Raw genomic sequence first — 16,152 nt, forward strand, 5'->3', positions numbered from 1 at the left:
CGGAGCCGATGAGACCGCCGTCGAGTGGTCCGCGCTAGGACTTGGCCGACGACGCGCCGCCCTCGTCCAGGAGCTCGGGCAGGTCCTTCACGCCCGGGTCGCCGCGGTCCGCGACGTAGTCCGTCGGGTGCGTGGTGTCGTTGCCCTCCGGCACCTTGAGCGCCCGCAGGACGAGCGTCAGGACGACCACGATGACCAGGTTGAGCACGAACGCGGTCAGCGCGATGTAGGCCTGCTTGTCGGTGAACGGGATGTTGGCCAGCGAACCACCGAAGTGCTTCTTGGTCGCCGGGTTCACCACGTTGTAGGCCTCGAGGGTGCCGAACACCATCGCGACCGCCCAGCCGGTGAGCAGCGCCCAGCGGTGGAACCACTTGGTGAACAGGCCGATCACGATCGCCGGGAACGTCTGCAGGATCCAGATACCGCCGAGGAGCTGCAGGTTCAGCGCGATCGTCTTGTCCATCCCGAGCACGAACACCAGCGCACCCAGCTTCACCAGCAGCGACGCCAGCTTGGAGACCTTGGCCTCCTGCGCCGGAGTGGCGGCCGGCTTGATGAAGTCGCGGTAGATGTTGCGGGTGAAGAGGTTCGCGGCCGCGATCGACATGATCGCCGCCGGCACCAGTGCCCCGACCGCGATCGCCGCGAACGCGATGCCGGCGAACCAGGACGGGAACTCCTGGTCGAACAGCCGCGGGATCGCCAGCTGCGGGTTGGCCAGGCCGTCCAGACCCTTGACGTCGACGTTCGCCTTGATCGCCATGAAGCCGAGCAGGGCGAGCAGACCGAGCAGCAGCGAGTACGCCGGCAGGATCGCCGCGTTCCGCCGGACGATGTTGCGGTTCTTCGTCGACAGCACCGCGGTCACCGAGTGCGGGTACATGAACAGCGCCATGGCCGAACCCAGCGCGAGCGTCCAGTACGCCGAGAACCCGGACTCACCCGGGATGAACGCACCCACCGGCTTGCCCGTCGCCGGGCTGGTCGCGGTCAGCTTGTCCTCGGCGGCACCGAAGATCGAGTGCCAGCCGCCGAGCTCGTGCGGCAGGTAGATGATCGCGACGCCGATCACCAGGTAGATCAGTCCGTCCTTGACGAACGCGATCATCGCCGGCGCCCGCAGACCGGACGAGTAGGTGTACGCCGCCAGCACCGCGAACGCGATCAGCAGCGGCAGGTCCTTGGCCAGCGTGTTGTCGCCGCCGAGGCCCATCGTCTCGAACACGGCCTGCATACCGACCAGCTGCAAGGCGATGTACGGCATGGTCGCCAGGATGCCGGTGACCGCCACCGCCAGCGACAGCGCCTTGCTGCCGTACCGGCCGCCGACGAAGTCGGCCGGGGTCACGTAGCCGTTGCGATGCGACACCGACCACAGCCGGGACATGAAGATGAAGATGATCGGGTAGACCACGATCGTGTACGGCACCGCGAAGAAGCCGCTGATCGCACCGGTCGCGAACATCGCAGCCGGGACGGCGACGAAGGTGTACGCGGTGTAGAGGTCGCCGCCGAGGAGGAACCAGGTGATGAACGTGCCGAAGCCACGGCCGCCCAGTCCCCATTCGTCGAGGTTGTCCATGTGACCGGCGCTGCGCCAGCGGGCTGCCATGAAGCCCATCACGGTGACGGCGCCGAAGATCACGATGACGATGATCAACTGCACCCAGTCGACGTTGTTCATCGGTCCGCCTCCTCGTCCGCATCGTGCTGGTCCGGGTTCTTGAGCCCTTGGGCGGCCCGCCGCCGGCGTTCCTCCCGACTCACCAGCTGGAAGCAGATGCTGACCAGGATCGCCGAGATGAAGACCCACATCAGCTGGTACCAGTAGAAGAACGGGAAGCCCCACAGCCGGGGCTCATCCTTGGCGTAGGTGGAGACCAGGAGCGGTACGACGACCGCGACCGCCAGCAGAACGCCGGAGATCCAGTACGCGGGTCTGACCGCGGACAATCTGGACACAGCAAACCTCCTCGGGACACACGGCAGGCGCAACGGAGCACGCTACCGCTCGTCTGCACCACCGACTAGAGTTTCAGCGTGGTCCATGGATAACGAAAAGGCATGGTTGGTACGGCGGGTCGTGCTGTCCGTGCTCTTTCTCGTGGTGGTTGCCGTTCCGCTGTATCCGGAACTGTTCGGCCTCGATGAGGTCACGCCGTTCGCCCAGCTGGTCGCGTTCCGTCCCCAGGGCCTGGTCGTGGTCCTGCTGCTCGGTCTGCTGATGCTGGTACGGCGGGGATGGCGCATAGCCGCCGTACTCGTGGTGGCGCTGGCGTTGACCGGCGGGGCGCTGACGGTGCCGCGCCGGCTGTCCGCTGCGGATCCGCCGGCGGCGGGCACGCGGGAGCTCACCATCATGGTCGCGAACGTGCTCGGTGGGGGCGCCAACGCGGGGGAGGTGGCCGAGCTGATCCGGCAGCGCCGGCCCGACCTGGTGTCGTTGCCCGAGGCACAGGTCGACGTACGCGAGGAGATCCGCGCGCAGCTGCAAGACCTGCAGTACAAGGGATACACGCAGCAGCCGTCGAAGGCGGTGGAGAGCGCCACCAGCGTTCTGGTCTCCGCGAACCTCGGCGCGGTGCGGTTCGCGACGGAACTCGGTACGGCGTTCGGGCACGTGATCGTGACCGGCGGGAACCTGGGCGACGTCAGGCTGATCGCGTACCACGGCTTCCCGCCGCTGCCGGACTCGATGCCGACCTGGAAACAGGACCTGCTCGTACTGCGGCGTTGGTGCACACAGGATCCGCCGACCGTCGTGGCCGGCGACTTCAACGCGACTCTCGACCACGCCGACTTCCGGCACGCCCTGGGCACGAACTGCCGGAGCGTCGGGCCGTCGGTGGGCAGCGGCCTGCAGGGCACCTGGCCGGCGGACCAACCGGCCGTGGCCCGGACGCAGATCGACCACGTCGTGGTGACCCGGTCGATCCAGCCCGGCCGCTTCGCGACGTACGAGATCGATGGGACCGACCACCGCGCGGTGGTCGCGACTGTCGCTGTACCCAAGCCGGGCTAGGACCGCGGGTTGGCCGCCGGGCGGTAGATGTAGGGCTGGGAGGACTGGACCGCTTCGGTCAGCATCAGCAGCATGTCCGCGCGGGCCTCGATCGGGCGGCCGAACAACTCGTCGTCGCCGGGGATCGGGAAGCCCTTCACACCGATCGCGAGCTGGCTCAGCAGCACGTGCAGGACGCCGCGAGCGTTGAAGACCGGGGGAGTCGGCCACTCCGGCAGGGTCTCGTGCATCAGCGGCTGCTGCGCCGCCGTCGCAGCGACCGGCTTGAGCCAGCGCTCGAGCTCGTCGCTGGTCAGCATGTTCCGGTGCAGGATCGTCATCACCGCGTGCGCGACCCGGTCGTGCTCCTCGTGCACCCAGCGGTACTGCGTGTCCTTGACGATCCGGTCCGCGAGTACGTCGAGCAGCGCGCGCAGTACACCGGCGTCGCAGTGCCGGGACCGCGCCAGCGCGCCGATCGCATCCGCGCCGTGGGCAACGGCATGCGCCCAGCCGCAGTCCGGGACGTACCCGCGCAGGTCGCGCTCCCGCAGCAGCCAGGTGGCCAGCCGGTCGCCCCAGCGCATCACCACCTCGTCGTGCACCAGGAACTCGGCGTTGTCGCGGTGGATCACCTCCGCCAGCGTCAGCGCGGTGAACGAGCGGCGGAAGACGGTGTCGGTGCCGTCCTCCCCGAGCCCGTAGGCGAGTCCGGCGCAAAGGCCGTCACCGAAGCCCGGCAGCAGGTCGTCGTACACCCCGCGCTCGAGCCAGGTCGCGAGCGTCGGATACGCGAGGGCGTCACGGACCTGCGGGTTGGTACTGGCGAGGCCGCGGACGAGCTCCTCGGTGAGGTCGGTCAGCGCACGGTCGCCCGGTACCGCGTAGTCCGCGGCCATCACGTCCTGCCAGTACGTCGACTCCACCGGAGCATCCTTTCATCTGTGGTGCCTGATCAATCAACACCCATCTCCACCTACTTGTCGAGCGCACCACCTGAGGAGCTGGTATAGGCCATCGGTAGCATCGGGGCGTGCCGTCTCTGAGCGATGTGGCGCGGAACCACACGACCCTGGACCAGGCCGACCTGGACCGCCTGCAACTGCTCGTCTCGGACTGGCAGATGCTGGCCGACCTCTCGTTCGCCGACCTGGTGCTCTGGCTGCCCGACACCGAGGGCCTCGGCTTCTGGGCCGGGGCGCAGATGCGGCCCACCACCGGGCCGACGGCGTACATGGACGACATCGTCGGCAGCTTCATCCCGCGCGGCCGCCGGCACCTGCTCGACCAGGCCTACGACGGCGGCCGGATCTGCCGCGAGGGCGACCCGGAGTGGCGCGACGACGTCCCGGTCCGGGTCGAGACGATCCCGGTCCGCCGGGGTACGAAGGTGATCGCGGTGATCGCCCGGAACACCAACCTGCTCGGCGTCCGCACCCCGTCCCGGCTCGAGATCGCCTACCTGCAGAGCGCCACCGACCTGGCCCGGATGATCAACGACGGCATCTTCCCGTACGGCGGGGAGCGGCTGCTGTCCACCACGCCACGGGTCGGGGACGGCTGCATCCGGGTCGATCGGCACGGAATGGTGACGTTCGCCAGCCCCAACGCGTTGTCGGCGTACCGCCGGATGGGACTCGTGACGGACCTGGTCGGGAGCCGCCTGAAGGAGGTCACCGGCGAACTGCTGCACAGCGGGCACAAGGTCGACGACGTGCTCGCGTCGGTGCTGACCGGGCGGGCGGCCAAGGAGATCGAGATCGAGAACTCCGACGCCACGCTGTTCCTCCGGGCGATCCCGCTGCGGGCCGACGGGCAGCACGTGGGCGCGCTGATCCTGCTCCGCGACGTGACGGAGCTGCGCAGCCGGGAGCGGGAGCTGGTCACCAAGGAGGCGACCATCCGGGAGATTCATCATCGCGTCAAGAACAACTTGCAGACCGTCGCCGCGTTACTCCGGATGCAGGGCCGGCGGATCAGCGTGCCGGAAGGCCAGGCCGCGCTGGCCGAGGCGGTCCGGCGGGTCGGGTCGATCGCCATCGTGCACGAGACGCTCTCGGAGTCGTTCGACGAGCACGTGGACTTCGACGACGTGGCCGACCGGGTCGCCGCGATGGTGGCCGATGTGTCGACCGTCGAGACGACCGTGGAGACGCGGCGATCGGGGAACTTCGGGGTACTGGACTCCGAGATCGCGACCCCACTGGCGATGGTGCTGACGGAACTGATGCAGAACTCGGTCGAGCACGCGTTCGGTACGCGCGACGGCGGCGAGGCCAGCGGGACGGTCGAGCTGGGCGCCGAGCGATCCGTCGGCCGACTGCACGTGACCGTGGTGGACGACGGACAAGGCTTGCCGGCGAACTTCGACTCGGAGCTGTCCGGGAACCTCGGGCTGTCGATCGTCCGCACCCTCGTCATCGGCGAGCTGAACGGAACGCTCGAGTTCGGCCCGCGTCACGACGGCGAGCCCGGAACCCAGGTCACCCTGGACATCCCGGTCAAGGAGTAGCTGGGGACATCGAAAGGCCCCGCGGATCCCGCGGGGCCTGGCGTTCTGGGGCTTCAGGCGGTGCGGATGCGGGCGCGGGCGTTGCGGCGCTTGAGAGCGCGGCGCTCGTCCTCGCTCAGACCGCCCCAGACACCGTGATCCTGGCCGGCTTCCAGCGCCCAGGCGAGGCACTGTTCACGCACGTCGCAGCGACGGCACACCTGCTTGGCCTCCTCGATCTGCATGATCGCGGGCCCGGTGTTGCCGATGGGGAAGAACAGTTCCGGGTCCTCATCGAGGCAAACGGCCCGGTGGCGCCAATCCATGGCGGATCCCATCTCTCTCAGTAGTGGTCGTACGCTGTCGGGTAGGTCTGTGCCCGATCAGCAGTGCTGTACTCGTGATGCTTCTCGCACGGGGGGTTCGGGTGCGAGGTGCGTGTTGTGAACGTTTTCACGAACGAGACCATGTTCCCAATGTCAGCTGAGTGAAACAAGGGTTCTGGAGTTGTCGATCAGATCACAACACTTCCTTAACACTACGAACCGGTGCGCGATGGTTCGCCCCGTCCGGTAGCCGGACGGAGAAGATCATCCGCAATCACCCGTTCACTGCAAGTAACCGATCCAACCGCTCATTGGTTACGCACAACCTCGAAGCCCTTGTGGGGCTGGGGGTTCCGCGACCCGATCGGGCTCGCGGAAAGAGCAGGTGTGCGTCCCTTGCGCCCGAAGTACACCTCGGCATGGGGCATTAAGCTGGCGAAGTGCCGACCGACTCCCCAGCTGCCGCCGTACCGAGACCGCTCAAGCTAGCCGCGGCTGTGGTCGCTGCGGAAGGGCTTGTGCTCATCGTTCTGGGAATTGCCGAAGCATTTACGATCCATGGATCCCGGCTGGTGGTCGGACTGACCACCGCGGTCTTCTTCATCGCGTACGGCGCCGGCCTCGGCCTGGTGGCCCGTGGATTGTGGCGGGCCTCGACCTGGAGCCGAGGGCCGGCCGTGTTCGCCCAGCTGATCCAGCTGCTGGTCGCGTACAGCTTCTGGGGTGGGTCGACGAAGGCCGTCTCGGTCGCGCTGGCGCTCGCGGCTGTCGGCGTACTGATCGGACTGTTCCAGAAGGCGTCGACCCTGGCGCTGGCCGACGACCCGACCAAGGACCGTCCGGTCCTGTAGACGCCCTCTACTCCCTCAGCAGGCCTGTCCGGAGCTCGGTCAGGGTGCGGGCCAGCAGGCGGGAGACGTGCATCTGGGAGATGCCGATCTCCTCGGCGATCTGGGACTGCGTCATCCCGCGGAAGAACCGCAGCGTCAGGATCCGCTTCTCCCGGGTGTCCAGCTGGGCCAGCAGCGGTTTCAGCGACTCCCGGTACTCCACGCTCTCGAGCGCCTCGTCCTCGCCGCCGAGCCCGTCCAGCACCGTGGTGGCGTCGGCCTCGTTCTGGTCGGGAGCGTCCAGGGACAAGGTGTTGTACGCGTTCGCGGACTCCAGCCCCTCGATCACCAGGTCCGGCGACAACCCGAGTCGCTCGGACAGCTCGGCGACCGTCGGCGCGCGGCCCAGCTCCTGGGTCAGCTCGGCCGTCGCGGCGGTCAGCGACAGCCGCAACTCCTGCAGCCGCCGCGGCACCCGGATCGCCCAGCCCTTGTCCCGGAAGTACCGCTTGATCTCGCCCAGGATCGTCGGCGTCGCGTACGTCGAGAACTCCACGCCTCGATCGGAGTCGAAGCGGTCGATTGCTTTGATCAGGCCGATCGTGGCCACCTGGACCAGGTCGTCGTACGGCTCGCCGCGGTTGCGGAAGCGGCGGGCCAGGTGTTCCACCAGCGGCATGTGCAGCGCGACCAGGCCGTCCCGGGCCAGGGTGCGGCCGGGATCGCCCGCGGCCATCACCCGGAACAGCTCGGCTGTCCGGGTGCGCAGGTCTGTAGGTTCCTGGGGCTCGCCCAGTGAGCGGTCGTCGGTCACGCCTTCTCCGCGGCGGTGGCGGTTGCCGTCACGGTGATGGTGAGCCGGCCGTCGATGGTCTCGGCCGCCGCGGACTCGACCAGCGCTGTCAGCACGGTCCAGCCGAACGACGACGTGTCCGGCCGCCAGCCGTTCGGTACGACGGCGCTGGTCCGGACGGTGAGCTGCGGCGGGTCGATCTCGAAGACGCAGTCCAGTACGCCGTCGGAGGCCTGCGGCAGCAGCAGGGCGCACGCCTCGTCGACGGCGATCCGCAGGTCGTCGATCGCGTCCACGGTGAAGTCGTTGCGAGCCGCCAGGTTGCCGACCACCGACCGCGGGACGGCGATGTAGGCACTGTCCGCCGGGATACTCAGTCGGACCTCGGCGGATCGTCCGGTGCTGCTCACACTGCCTCCCTCGTGTCCGGCGGCCGCTCGGCTCACCATGCCGTACATCTTCCACGCTCGCAGCGGTTGATGCACGGCGAACAGGCCGGCCCGTTCGCACGGGCCGGCCGGACCGGTGGGAATCACGGGTGCTCGTGCTCCGAGCGCAGTCGGGTCAGGAACGCCTTGGTGCGCTGGTGTTGCGGGTTGCCGAGCACGTCGCGCGGAGGACCGGACTCGACCACCACGCCGGCGTCCATGAACACGACGGTGTCGGCCACGTCGCGGGCGAACGACATCTCGTGGGTGACCACGATCATCGTCATCCCCTCGTCGGCCAGTTCCCGCATCACCGCGAGCACCTCGCCGACCAGCTCCGGGTCCAGCGCCGACGTCGGCTCGTCGAACAGCATCAGCTTGGGCTGCATCGCCAGCGCCCGGGCGATCGCCACCCGCTGCTGCTGACCGCCCGACAGCTGCGCGGGGTACGCCGCACCGCGGTCGCCGAGGCCGACGCGGTCGAGCAGGTCCTGGGCCCGGGCCCGCGCCTCCTTCTTGCGCTCGCCCTTGACCTGCGTCGGCGCCTCGGTCACGTTCTCCATCGCGGTCTTGTGCGGGAACAGGTTGAACCGCTGGAAGACCATCCCGATCTCGCGGCGCTGGGCCGCGATCTGCTTGTTCTTCAGGCGGTACAGCCGCCCGCCGCGGTCGTCGTACCCCATCAGGTCGCCGTCCACCCAGATCCGGCCGCCGTCGATCGTCTCCAGCTGGTTGATACAGCGCAGGAACGTGGTCTTGCCGGACCCCGACGGACCGAGCAGGCAGACCACCTGACCGCGGTTCACGTCCAGGTCGATGCCCTTGAGCACCTCGTTGTGGTGGAACGACTTGGTCACGTTGACCGCGTGCACCAGCGGCTCGGCCGGAATCTGCGCCGACTCGGCCTCAGCGGCTGCCGTCATCACGCACCTCCCGCGCCGGCCGGGCGGGCGGCCCGGGGTGCCCGGTTCCCGAAGCCGCGACCGAAGTGCCGCTCGAGGAAGTACTGGCCGATCATCAGCAGACTCGTCACGGCCAGGTAGTACAGCGCCGCGGCGACGGCGATCGGGAACGTCTTGTAGTACGTGCTCCCGATCGACTGCAGCTGGTAGAACAGCTCGCCGATCACCGGCACCGCGACCAGCAGTGAAGTGTCCTTGAGCATCGCGATCGTCTCGTTGCCGGTCGGCGGCACGATCACCCGCATCGCCTGCGGCAGGACCACCCGGCGCATCGCCTTGCCGTTGCTCATCCCGAGCGCCTGGGCGGCCTCGGCCTGGCCCGGATCGACGCTGAGGATGCCGGCCCGGGCGATCTCGGCCATGTACGCCGCCTCGGACAGGCCGAGGCCGATCACACCGGCGACCAGGCCGGTGAAGATCTGGTTGGCGTCCAGCGTGAACAGCCGCCAGTCACCCGACATCCCGAGCCACTCGATGATCTTCCAGTCGAACGGCACCCCGAACGCGACACCCTCCTGGAACAAGATGCCCAGCGTGCCCATCGTGAACAGCAGGATGTAGCGCGGGATGCTGCGGAAGAACCAGGTGAAGACCCAGGCCACGCCGGCCAGGATCGGGTTGTCGGACAGCCGCATCACGGCCAGCAGCACGCCGCCGGCCACACCGACGATCATCGACAGCACGGTGACCAGCAGCGTGCCCTTCACGAAGCCGCTGATCACCTGCGACTGGTTCATCGCCTCGAAGACGAACCGCCACTCGAACGCCTTGTTGGTGAGCAGCAGGTGCAACAGCATCGCCGCCAGTACGGCGATGATGGCGATCGCGACCCACCGGCCCGGATGCCGGACCGGTACGGCATCGATCGCACCGGGCCGGTCGGCGGCCGACTCGGTGGAACGCGTTTCGCTATCGGTTGTCATCGCGGCTCACGGGTTGACGGCGAAGTCGCTGATCGCACCCGAGTCGTTGTTCCACTTGGCCAGCGTGCTCTTGTAGGTGCCCTCGGTCTGCAGCGCCTTCAGTGCCTGGACGATCGCGGCCGCGAACTCGGTCTGCGCCTTCGGAACCACGTAGCCGTACGGCGCCGCGTCGTAGATGTCGCCGAGCTGCTCGAGTTTGCCGTTGGTCTGCTTGATCGCGTACAGCACGACCGGGGAGTCGGCCAGCATCGCGTCGGCCTTGCCGGACACCAGGTCCGCGGTCGACTGGTCCTGCTTGTCCCGGGGCAGCGTCTTGATCGCCGGCTTGCCCTCGGCCTTGCACTTGGCCTGCCGCTTCGGCAGGTCGTCCTGCTCCTGCGTCGTACCCTTCTGGACCGCGATGCTCTTGCCGCAGGCGTCGTCGGCGTTGACGCCCTTCGGGTTGCCCTTCGCGGTCGCCCACAGGGTACCGGCGTTGAAGTAGCTGACCATGTTGACCTGCTGCTTGCGCTTGTCGTTGATCGTGAACGACGAGACGCCGACGTCGTACTTGCCGCCCTGGACACCGGTGATGATGGTGTCGAAGCTGGCCGGCTGCCACTCGACCGTGACGCCGAACTTCTGCGCCACCGCGTTGAACAGGTCGACGTCCATCCCGACGACGGTCTTGCCGCCCTGCAGGGACTCGTTCGGCGGGTAGCTGGCGTCCACGCCGACCACGATCTTGCCGGCGGACTTGATCTTGGCCGGCAGTGAACCGCTCAGGTCGGGTCCACCACTGGACGGCGCGCTCGACGGGGCGCTGCTCGGCGCGCTGCCGGCGCCGTTGTTGTCGAGCGAGTCAGAACCACATCCGGCGGCCGCGAGAACCAGGACGCCGGACAACACGAGCGTCCTACGCAGGACAGACATCTAGTCCTCCAAAGCTGGGTGCCGGACGGGCCCGGCGCCATGTGTCCGCATCTTGACACAGGCCGATAGCCGGGGCGCACCGATGGGGGCCTAATGGAGACCTATTCGTAGTCCTGGCCCGCTGTCGCGCTGCGGCCCGTCGACCTCCCGGGCACGCAGCGTGACAATTCGGTCAGGTCGGCTCGACGTGGGTCGGGTCGAGCACCCGGCGCAGGAACGTCCGGGTGCGCTCTTGCGTCGGGGCGCCGATGACGTCTGCCGGCGGACCCTGCTCGACGATGACGCCGCCGTCCATGAACGCGACCCGGTCCGCCACCTCGCGGGCGAAGGCCATCTCGTGGGTGACCACGAGCATGGTCATCCCCTCGAGCGCGAGCTTGCGCATCACGGTGAGTACGTCGCCGACGAGTTCGGGGTCGAGCGCCGACGTCGGCTCGTCGAACAGCATCAGCGCCGGATCCATCGACAGCGCCCGGGCGATCGCCACCCGCTGCTGCTGACCGCCGGACAGTTGCGCCGGGAAAGCGTCGATCTTGTCGCTCAGGCCGACCCGCTCCAGGTTGGCCCGGGCAACCCGGTCCGCCTCGACCGGGCCGCGTTTCAGCACCGTCCGCTGGGCGATCGTGCAGTTGGCCAGCGCGGACAGGTGCGGGAACAGGTTGAACTGCTGGAACACCATGCCGATCTGCTGCCGCGCGGCATCCAGGTGACAGTCCGGGTCGGTGATGTCCTCACCACGCACGAACACCTGTCCCTGCTGGGGCTTCTCCAGCAGGTTCACACAGCGCAGAAGCGTCGACTTGCCCGAACCGGACGGGCCGATCACGCAGACGACCTCGCCCTGCTCGACGGTGAAGTCGATGCCGCGCAGGACATGGTTGCTGCCGAACGACTTGTGCAGGTCCCTGATCTCGACCACCGGTGCCATCAGCGCGTCCTCTCCGTCCTGGCCTCGAGACGGCGGACCAGCAGGCCCAGCGGCAGCGTGATCAGCAGGTAGCAGAAGCCGGCCGTGACGAGCGGCGTCAGGTTGGCCTCGGTGTTGGCCAGGTCGCGGCCGAAGCCGGTCAGCTCGTACCCGTCCGCGGCGACACCGATCATGAACACCAGCGACGAGTCCTTGACCAGCAGGATGAGGTCGTTGGTCAACGGCGGCAGCACGATCCGGAACGCCTGGGGGAGCACGATCTTGCGGGTCGCCAGCCCGGCCGGCATACCGAGCGAGCGGGCCGCCTCGACCTGTCCCTTCGGCACCGCCTGGATGCCGGCCCGGATCACCTCGGCCATGTACGCCGACGCGACGATCCCGAGCGCCAGCCAGACCACGCCGTACGGGTCCCAGGGAATCGTCATGCCCTCGAACGCCAGCGGCAGCAGGCTGAACGCGATGAACACCACGATCGCGGGCAGGCCCCGGAAGAACTCGATGTACGCGGTCGCGATCCACCGGTACGGCCCGACCTGGCTCAGCCTCATCAGCGCCAGTACGGTGCCGCCGACCAGACCGATCACGAACGCGCCGGCCGTGTACTCCAGCGTCTTGACCAGCGCGGTGAGAAGCCCGTTCTGGAAGGCCTCCTTGATGAACTGCGGCTTGAAGAACACGCTGACGATCTGGCCCCAGTCCGCGCTGAACGCAGCGACCAGGAGGAGAACGACGAGGACGGCGTACTGGATCCCGCGGGAGCGGCGAGCCCGTTGCCGCGGGCTCAACCCGTTCCGCTGAACGGTTTCGGTGGCGGAGCTCATTTCCTGTCGGCTCACTTCTTCGGCTCGACCCCGAACCACTTCTTGTAGATCTCGTTGTACTTGCCGTCCGACTTCGCGGTGGTCAGCAGGCCGTTGAACTTCTCCACCAGTTTCGGCCCGCTGCCGTCCTTGAGGGCGGCGAAGCCGTAGTGCTCACCGGTGTCGAACTCGGCCACCACGGCCATGTCCGGATTGTCCTTGATGAAGTCGTACAGCAGGCCGTTGTCGTTGATGGCGGCGGCGACCCGGCCGGACTTCACGTTGTTCTCCTGCAGCGCCGAGTCGGGGAACGGGATCACCTTGTAGCCGTACTTGTCCTTGTTCTCGTCGGCGTACTTGTGGCCGGTGGTGTCGGCCTGGGAGCCGAGGTTCTTGCCGCGCAGGTCCTCCAGGCCCTTGATGCCGGAGTCCTTCTTGGCCATCAGTACCTGGGTGGCGTCCATGTACGGGTCGGTGATGCTGATCGCGGCCTGCCGCTCCGGCGTGATCGTCATCGCGCCCATGCCCATGTCGCACTTCTTCGCCTTGAACGCGGCGCCCGACGTGACCTGCGCCCACTCGATGTTCACCACCTCCTGCTCCAGGCCGAGGTCCTGCGCGACCAGGTCGAGCAGGTCGACGTCGAAGCCGACGACCTTGTTGCCGTCCTTGTACTGGAAGGGCTTGTACGGCAGGTGTGTGCAGACAGTGAACTTGCCCGGCTTGACCAGCGTGATGCCGGCCGCCTTCGCCTTGTCCTCGGATCCACCGGCGCCCGAGTCGTCGCTGCCACAGGCGGCGAGCGCGAGCGCGAGGACGGCGACCGTGGTGGCGGCGGCTGTCAGGCGGCTCCTGCGGAGGGTGGAGACGATGTTCATCGCGAATTCTCCTCGACATGGTGGGGGGAAACCGCATCCTGACACAACAGGCAGTCCGACGCCCGGCGTTCGTCTCGGAGCGAGACTGGATCGTCACCGGATGTGGGACCCCTCACAGCAGACCAGTAGGCCGTGTGGTTTACTCGTGCGCACGGGCGATCCCCTGTTGTCGAACACATTCCACCCACGTTTTGCGAAAGGGCTCTGATGGTCGCCCAGCCATTCTCACCAGAGGTTCCCGACCCGTACGCCGGTGATGCCGTCTTCGAACTGCATCGCGGTGGCAAGATCGAGGTCACCTCGTCCGTGCACGTCCGTGACGCCGCGGACCTGTCCAAGGCCTACACGCCGGGCGTCGCCCGCGTCTGCACCGCGATCGCCGAAAATCCCGCGCTGGTACGGCGCTACACCTGGAAGTCCAACGTGGTCGCGGTCGTCACCGACGGCACCGCCGTACTCGGGCTCGGCGACATCGGCCCGGCCGCCTCGCTGCCGGTGATGGAGGGCAAAGCCCTGCTGTTCAAGGAGTTCGGCGGCGTCGACTCGGTGCCGATCGCGCTCGACTGCACCGACGTGGACGAGTTCGTCGAGACGGTGGTCCGGCTGGCTCCGACGTTCGGCGGCATCAACCTGGAGGACATCTCCGCGCCGCGGTGCTTCGAGATCGAGCGCCGGCTGAAGGAGCGCCTGGACATCCCGGTCTTCCACGACGACCAGCACGGTACGGCGGTCGTCGTACTGGCCGCGCTGCGGAACGCGCTCCGGGTCACGGACAAGTCGATCAGTGACGTCCGCGTGGTGATCTCCGGTGCGGGGGCGGCCGGGGTCGCGTGTGCGCGAATCCTTTTGCAGGCGGGGGTTGGCGACCTGGCCGTCGTCGACAGCAAGGGTGTTCTGCACGAGGATCGCGCCGACCTGAACCCGGTGAAGCTGTCGCTGGCCCGGGACACCAACACCGGTGGGCTTTCCGGCCGCCTGGTGGACGCGCTCGACGGTGCCGACGTGTTCCTCGGCGTCTCCGGCGGGACCGTGCCCGAGGAAGCGATCGCCCGGATGGCACCAGGGTCGATGATCTTCGCGCTGGCGAACCCGAACCCCGAGGTGCACCCGGACATCGCGCACCGGCACGCCGCCGTGGTCGCGACCGGCCGCTCGGACTTCCCGAACCAGATCAACAACGTGCTCGCGTTCCCCGGCATCTTCCGCGGTGCCTTCGACGCGAACGCGTCCCGCATCACCGAGGGCATGAAGCTCGCCGCCGCCGAAGCACTGGCGAACCTCATCGCGACCGACGACCTGCGCCCCGACTACATCATCCCGTCGCCCTTCGACCCCCGCGTCGCCCCAGCCGTCGCCGCCGCAGTAGCAGCAGCCGCCGAATCCGACGGAGTCGCTCGCGCCTGACTGGTCGCTGTCGGGCTGTGTCACCGCTGGCGGGATAGTTTCCGGCCAGCGGTGACATACCCGCTATCAGCTGCGGACGACCATGCGGTCCCACCACTGGGCGGCTCGGTTGAGCATGGGGATGTCGTGGCCGCCGGACTGGATATAGCCGGTCATCGCCAGTCGGGAGTAGACCGCGGACATGGTGCCGCGGCCGGAGCCGTCGTACCAGCCGCCTCGGCGGACGTCGTCGTCACCCGTGCCGGGGAACGTGGTGCGGTCCAGGCCGAGCCAGGGGAAGTCGGCGGGGACCGCGAGCTGGGTGGCCTCGATAAACCGGTGCGTGTACTCGATCTTCGCGTCCAGCCCGTGCCAGAACTGTCCCGGTGCGAGCACGCTACGCGGAGGAGTGCCACGCCAGTACGACGCCAGCCAGGCGGCCGAGTCCGGCACCTTGACCCGGTTGTCCCGGACCGCCTTCAACGCCGTACCCAGCTGGGCGATCGCGTTCGGAGACCAGCCGTAGGTGATCAGGTAAGGCTGCTCGCCGGTCTCCTCGCCGATCACGTACGTCGCTCCGTCCAACGGGAAGCCCGCGGGAGCGCCGGCGTAGATCAGGCTCGGATCGATCTGGGTCGTGCCGAGCAGGTGACGGGTCCCAGACGCGGCGGCGTCGTTGTAGGTGGCAGTGTGGAACCGGCCGTAGCCGGTGGCGAGTGCGCGGACCGCGGCGTACTGGTCCAGTGACAGCATCGACGGCGCCCAGTGCTCGACATCCCACGTGCCCATGTTGCCGTCGTCACCGGCGACGAAGTGCGGGAAGGCGCCGACGTACCGGTCGTTGTGGAACGACGAGACGGCCTCTTCACGGGTGTACTGCAGCGCGGCGACTCGGTCCAGCATCGCTCGGGCCGCGGTGTCGGCGGACCGGATCCGGGACGGGTCTCCGCTCAGGTGCTGAAGGTACTCGGCGTAGTCGATCAGCAGCTCAGCACGTCCCGTCAGTGTGCGGATGTCGCCGGTACGCAGCACCTTGTCGGGCTGCGTGGCGTACAGGTCGAGGAGCGCGGTCACGAACGTCTCCAGGTTGGCGCGCAGCCGTGGAGCGCTCTGGAGGTAAGGGCTTCGCAGGAACTGCAGGGCGAGGTCCGTACTCATCTGGCCCGGCTTTCGCGCCAGGATGTAGTCGAGCAGTTCATCGGCGGTCTGGCGCTGCCGCGGGTCTCCGGTGACGTCGTACATCGCCGCCAGTGCGGCGTGCGCATGCGACGCGCCCTCCAAACCTGGGTCGGTGGCGACGCCGTCGGCAGTGATCTGAAGGTAGGCGCCGGTGACCTGTGCGGTCGGCGCGGCCGGGGCGGCCGTGGTCTGTCCGGTCAGCAAGGCGGCGGTCACACCCGCGACCACCAGTGCGCGTAGCATCGGGTCTCCTCAGGGGATTACGGTCATGGCCCTTATTGCCGATCCGGAGGCAGGTTAAACTCCGACACGCAT

17 protein-coding genes are annotated in these 16,152 nt (G+C 68.0%); 4 read left to right on the forward strand and 13 right to left on the reverse strand.

The window, feature by feature from the left end:
• Nucleotides 1-34: 34 nt before the first annotated feature.
• Nucleotides 35-1,687 (reverse strand): monocarboxylate uptake permease MctP, encoded by a 1,653-nt coding sequence (gene mctP / locus OG817_RS03455; RefSeq protein WP_406052074.1) that lies wholly within the window; start codon nucleotides 1,685-1,687, stop codon nucleotides 35-37.
• Nucleotides 1,684-1,965 carry a DUF3311 domain-containing protein gene (locus tag OG817_RS03460; RefSeq protein ID WP_406052076.1) on the reverse strand — a complete coding sequence of 94 codons (282 nt, stop codon included), beginning with the start codon at nucleotides 1,963-1,965 and terminating at the stop codon, nucleotides 1,684-1,686. The genes mctP and OG817_RS03460 overlap by 4 nt, the downstream gene beginning before the upstream one ends.
• Before the next feature lie 85 nt (nucleotides 1,966-2,050).
• Between OG817_RS03460 and OG817_RS03465 the strand changes: the two genes are divergently transcribed.
• The gene (locus tag OG817_RS03465) at nucleotides 2,051-3,025 is read left to right on the forward strand and encodes an endonuclease/exonuclease/phosphatase family protein (RefSeq protein WP_406052078.1); all 975 of its coding nucleotides are present in this window, start codon (nucleotides 2,051-2,053) and stop codon (nucleotides 3,023-3,025) included.
• Here OG817_RS03465 and OG817_RS03470 read toward each other — a convergent pair.
• Complete coding sequence (locus OG817_RS03470) at nucleotides 3,022-3,930, reverse strand: DUF2785 domain-containing protein (RefSeq protein WP_131516197.1); 909 nt, start codon at nucleotides 3,928-3,930, stop codon at nucleotides 3,022-3,024. The two genes, OG817_RS03465 and OG817_RS03470, sit on opposite strands and share 4 nt — an antisense overlap.
• A gap of 107 nt (nucleotides 3,931-4,037) precedes the next feature.
• Between OG817_RS03470 and OG817_RS03475 the strand changes: the two genes are divergently transcribed.
• Nucleotides 4,038-5,516 (forward strand): sensor histidine kinase, encoded by a 1,479-nt coding sequence (locus OG817_RS03475; RefSeq protein WP_406052079.1) that lies wholly within the window; start codon nucleotides 4,038-4,040, stop codon nucleotides 5,514-5,516.
• Nucleotides 5,517-5,569: 53 nt separating this feature from the next.
• On the opposite strand, the gene OG817_RS03480 is transcribed toward OG817_RS03475, so the two are convergent.
• Nucleotides 5,570-5,821: a WhiB family transcriptional regulator gene (locus OG817_RS03480; RefSeq protein WP_012922773.1), complete on the reverse strand. Its 252-nt coding sequence runs from the start codon at nucleotides 5,819-5,821 to the stop codon at nucleotides 5,570-5,572.
• A gap of 572 nt (nucleotides 5,822-6,393) precedes the next feature.
• Between OG817_RS03480 and OG817_RS03485 the strand changes: the two genes are divergently transcribed.
• Entirely contained in the window at nucleotides 6,394-6,672 is a 279-nt protein-coding gene (locus tag OG817_RS03485; protein ID WP_396396585.1) for a hypothetical protein, read from the forward strand.
• A 7-nt stretch (nucleotides 6,673-6,679) separates the two neighbouring features.
• Here OG817_RS03485 and OG817_RS03490 read toward each other — a convergent pair whose 3' ends face one another.
• From OG817_RS03490 to OG817_RS03525, 8 genes are all read right to left on the reverse strand, one after another.
• Nucleotides 6,680-7,465, reverse strand: a complete 786-nt coding sequence (locus OG817_RS03490; RefSeq protein WP_406052080.1) for an RNA polymerase sigma factor SigF — start codon at nucleotides 7,463-7,465, stop codon at nucleotides 6,680-6,682.
• Nucleotides 7,462-7,980, reverse strand: a complete 519-nt coding sequence (locus OG817_RS03495; protein WP_406052081.1) for an ATP-binding protein — start codon at nucleotides 7,978-7,980, stop codon at nucleotides 7,462-7,464. Before OG817_RS03495 ends, OG817_RS03490 begins: the two co-directional genes overlap by 4 nt.
• On the reverse strand, nucleotides 7,977-8,795 hold the full coding sequence (locus tag OG817_RS03500; RefSeq protein WP_406052083.1) for an amino acid ABC transporter ATP-binding protein: 819 nt from the start codon (nucleotides 8,793-8,795) through the stop codon (nucleotides 7,977-7,979). The genes OG817_RS03495 and OG817_RS03500 overlap by 4 nt, the downstream gene beginning before the upstream one ends.
• The gene (locus OG817_RS03505; RefSeq protein WP_360444459.1) at nucleotides 8,795-9,757 is read right to left on the reverse strand and encodes an amino acid ABC transporter permease; all 963 of its coding nucleotides are present in this window, start codon (nucleotides 9,755-9,757) and stop codon (nucleotides 8,795-8,797) included. Before OG817_RS03505 ends, OG817_RS03500 begins: the two co-directional genes overlap by 1 nt.
• A gap of 6 nt (nucleotides 9,758-9,763) precedes the next feature.
• On the reverse strand, nucleotides 9,764-10,669 hold the full coding sequence (locus OG817_RS03510; protein ID WP_406052085.1) for an ABC transporter substrate-binding protein: 906 nt from the start codon (nucleotides 10,667-10,669) through the stop codon (nucleotides 9,764-9,766).
• A gap of 172 nt (nucleotides 10,670-10,841) precedes the next feature.
• A complete protein-coding gene (locus OG817_RS03515; protein WP_406052087.1) occupies nucleotides 10,842-11,597 on the reverse strand; it encodes an amino acid ABC transporter ATP-binding protein in 756 nt (251 codons plus the stop codon).
• Nucleotides 11,597-12,418: an amino acid ABC transporter permease gene (locus OG817_RS03520; RefSeq protein ID WP_406052089.1), complete on the reverse strand. Its 822-nt coding sequence runs from the start codon at nucleotides 12,416-12,418 to the stop codon at nucleotides 11,597-11,599. The genes OG817_RS03515 and OG817_RS03520 overlap by 1 nt, the downstream gene beginning before the upstream one ends.
• Before the next feature lie 11 nt (nucleotides 12,419-12,429).
• Complete coding sequence (locus OG817_RS03525; RefSeq protein WP_406052091.1) at nucleotides 12,430-13,275, reverse strand: ABC transporter substrate-binding protein; 846 nt, start codon at nucleotides 13,273-13,275, stop codon at nucleotides 12,430-12,432.
• Nucleotides 13,276-13,482: 207 nt separating this feature from the next.
• On the opposite strand from OG817_RS03525, the gene OG817_RS03530 reads away from it, so the two are divergent.
• Nucleotides 13,483-14,679: an NADP-dependent malic enzyme gene (locus OG817_RS03530; RefSeq protein WP_406052093.1), complete on the forward strand. Its 1,197-nt coding sequence runs from the start codon at nucleotides 13,483-13,485 to the stop codon at nucleotides 14,677-14,679.
• Between the two features lie 66 nt (nucleotides 14,680-14,745).
• Here OG817_RS03530 and OG817_RS03535 read toward each other — a convergent pair whose 3' ends face one another.
• Entirely contained in the window at nucleotides 14,746-16,080 is a 1,335-nt protein-coding gene (locus OG817_RS03535) for a hypothetical protein (protein WP_406052095.1), read from the reverse strand.
• Nucleotides 16,081-16,152 lie beyond the last annotated feature (72 nt).

This window comes from Kribbella sp. NBC_00889 (assembly GCF_045207705.1).
In the GTDB taxonomy this organism is placed as follows: domain Bacteria; phylum Actinomycetota; class Actinomycetes; order Propionibacteriales; family Kribbellaceae; genus Kribbella.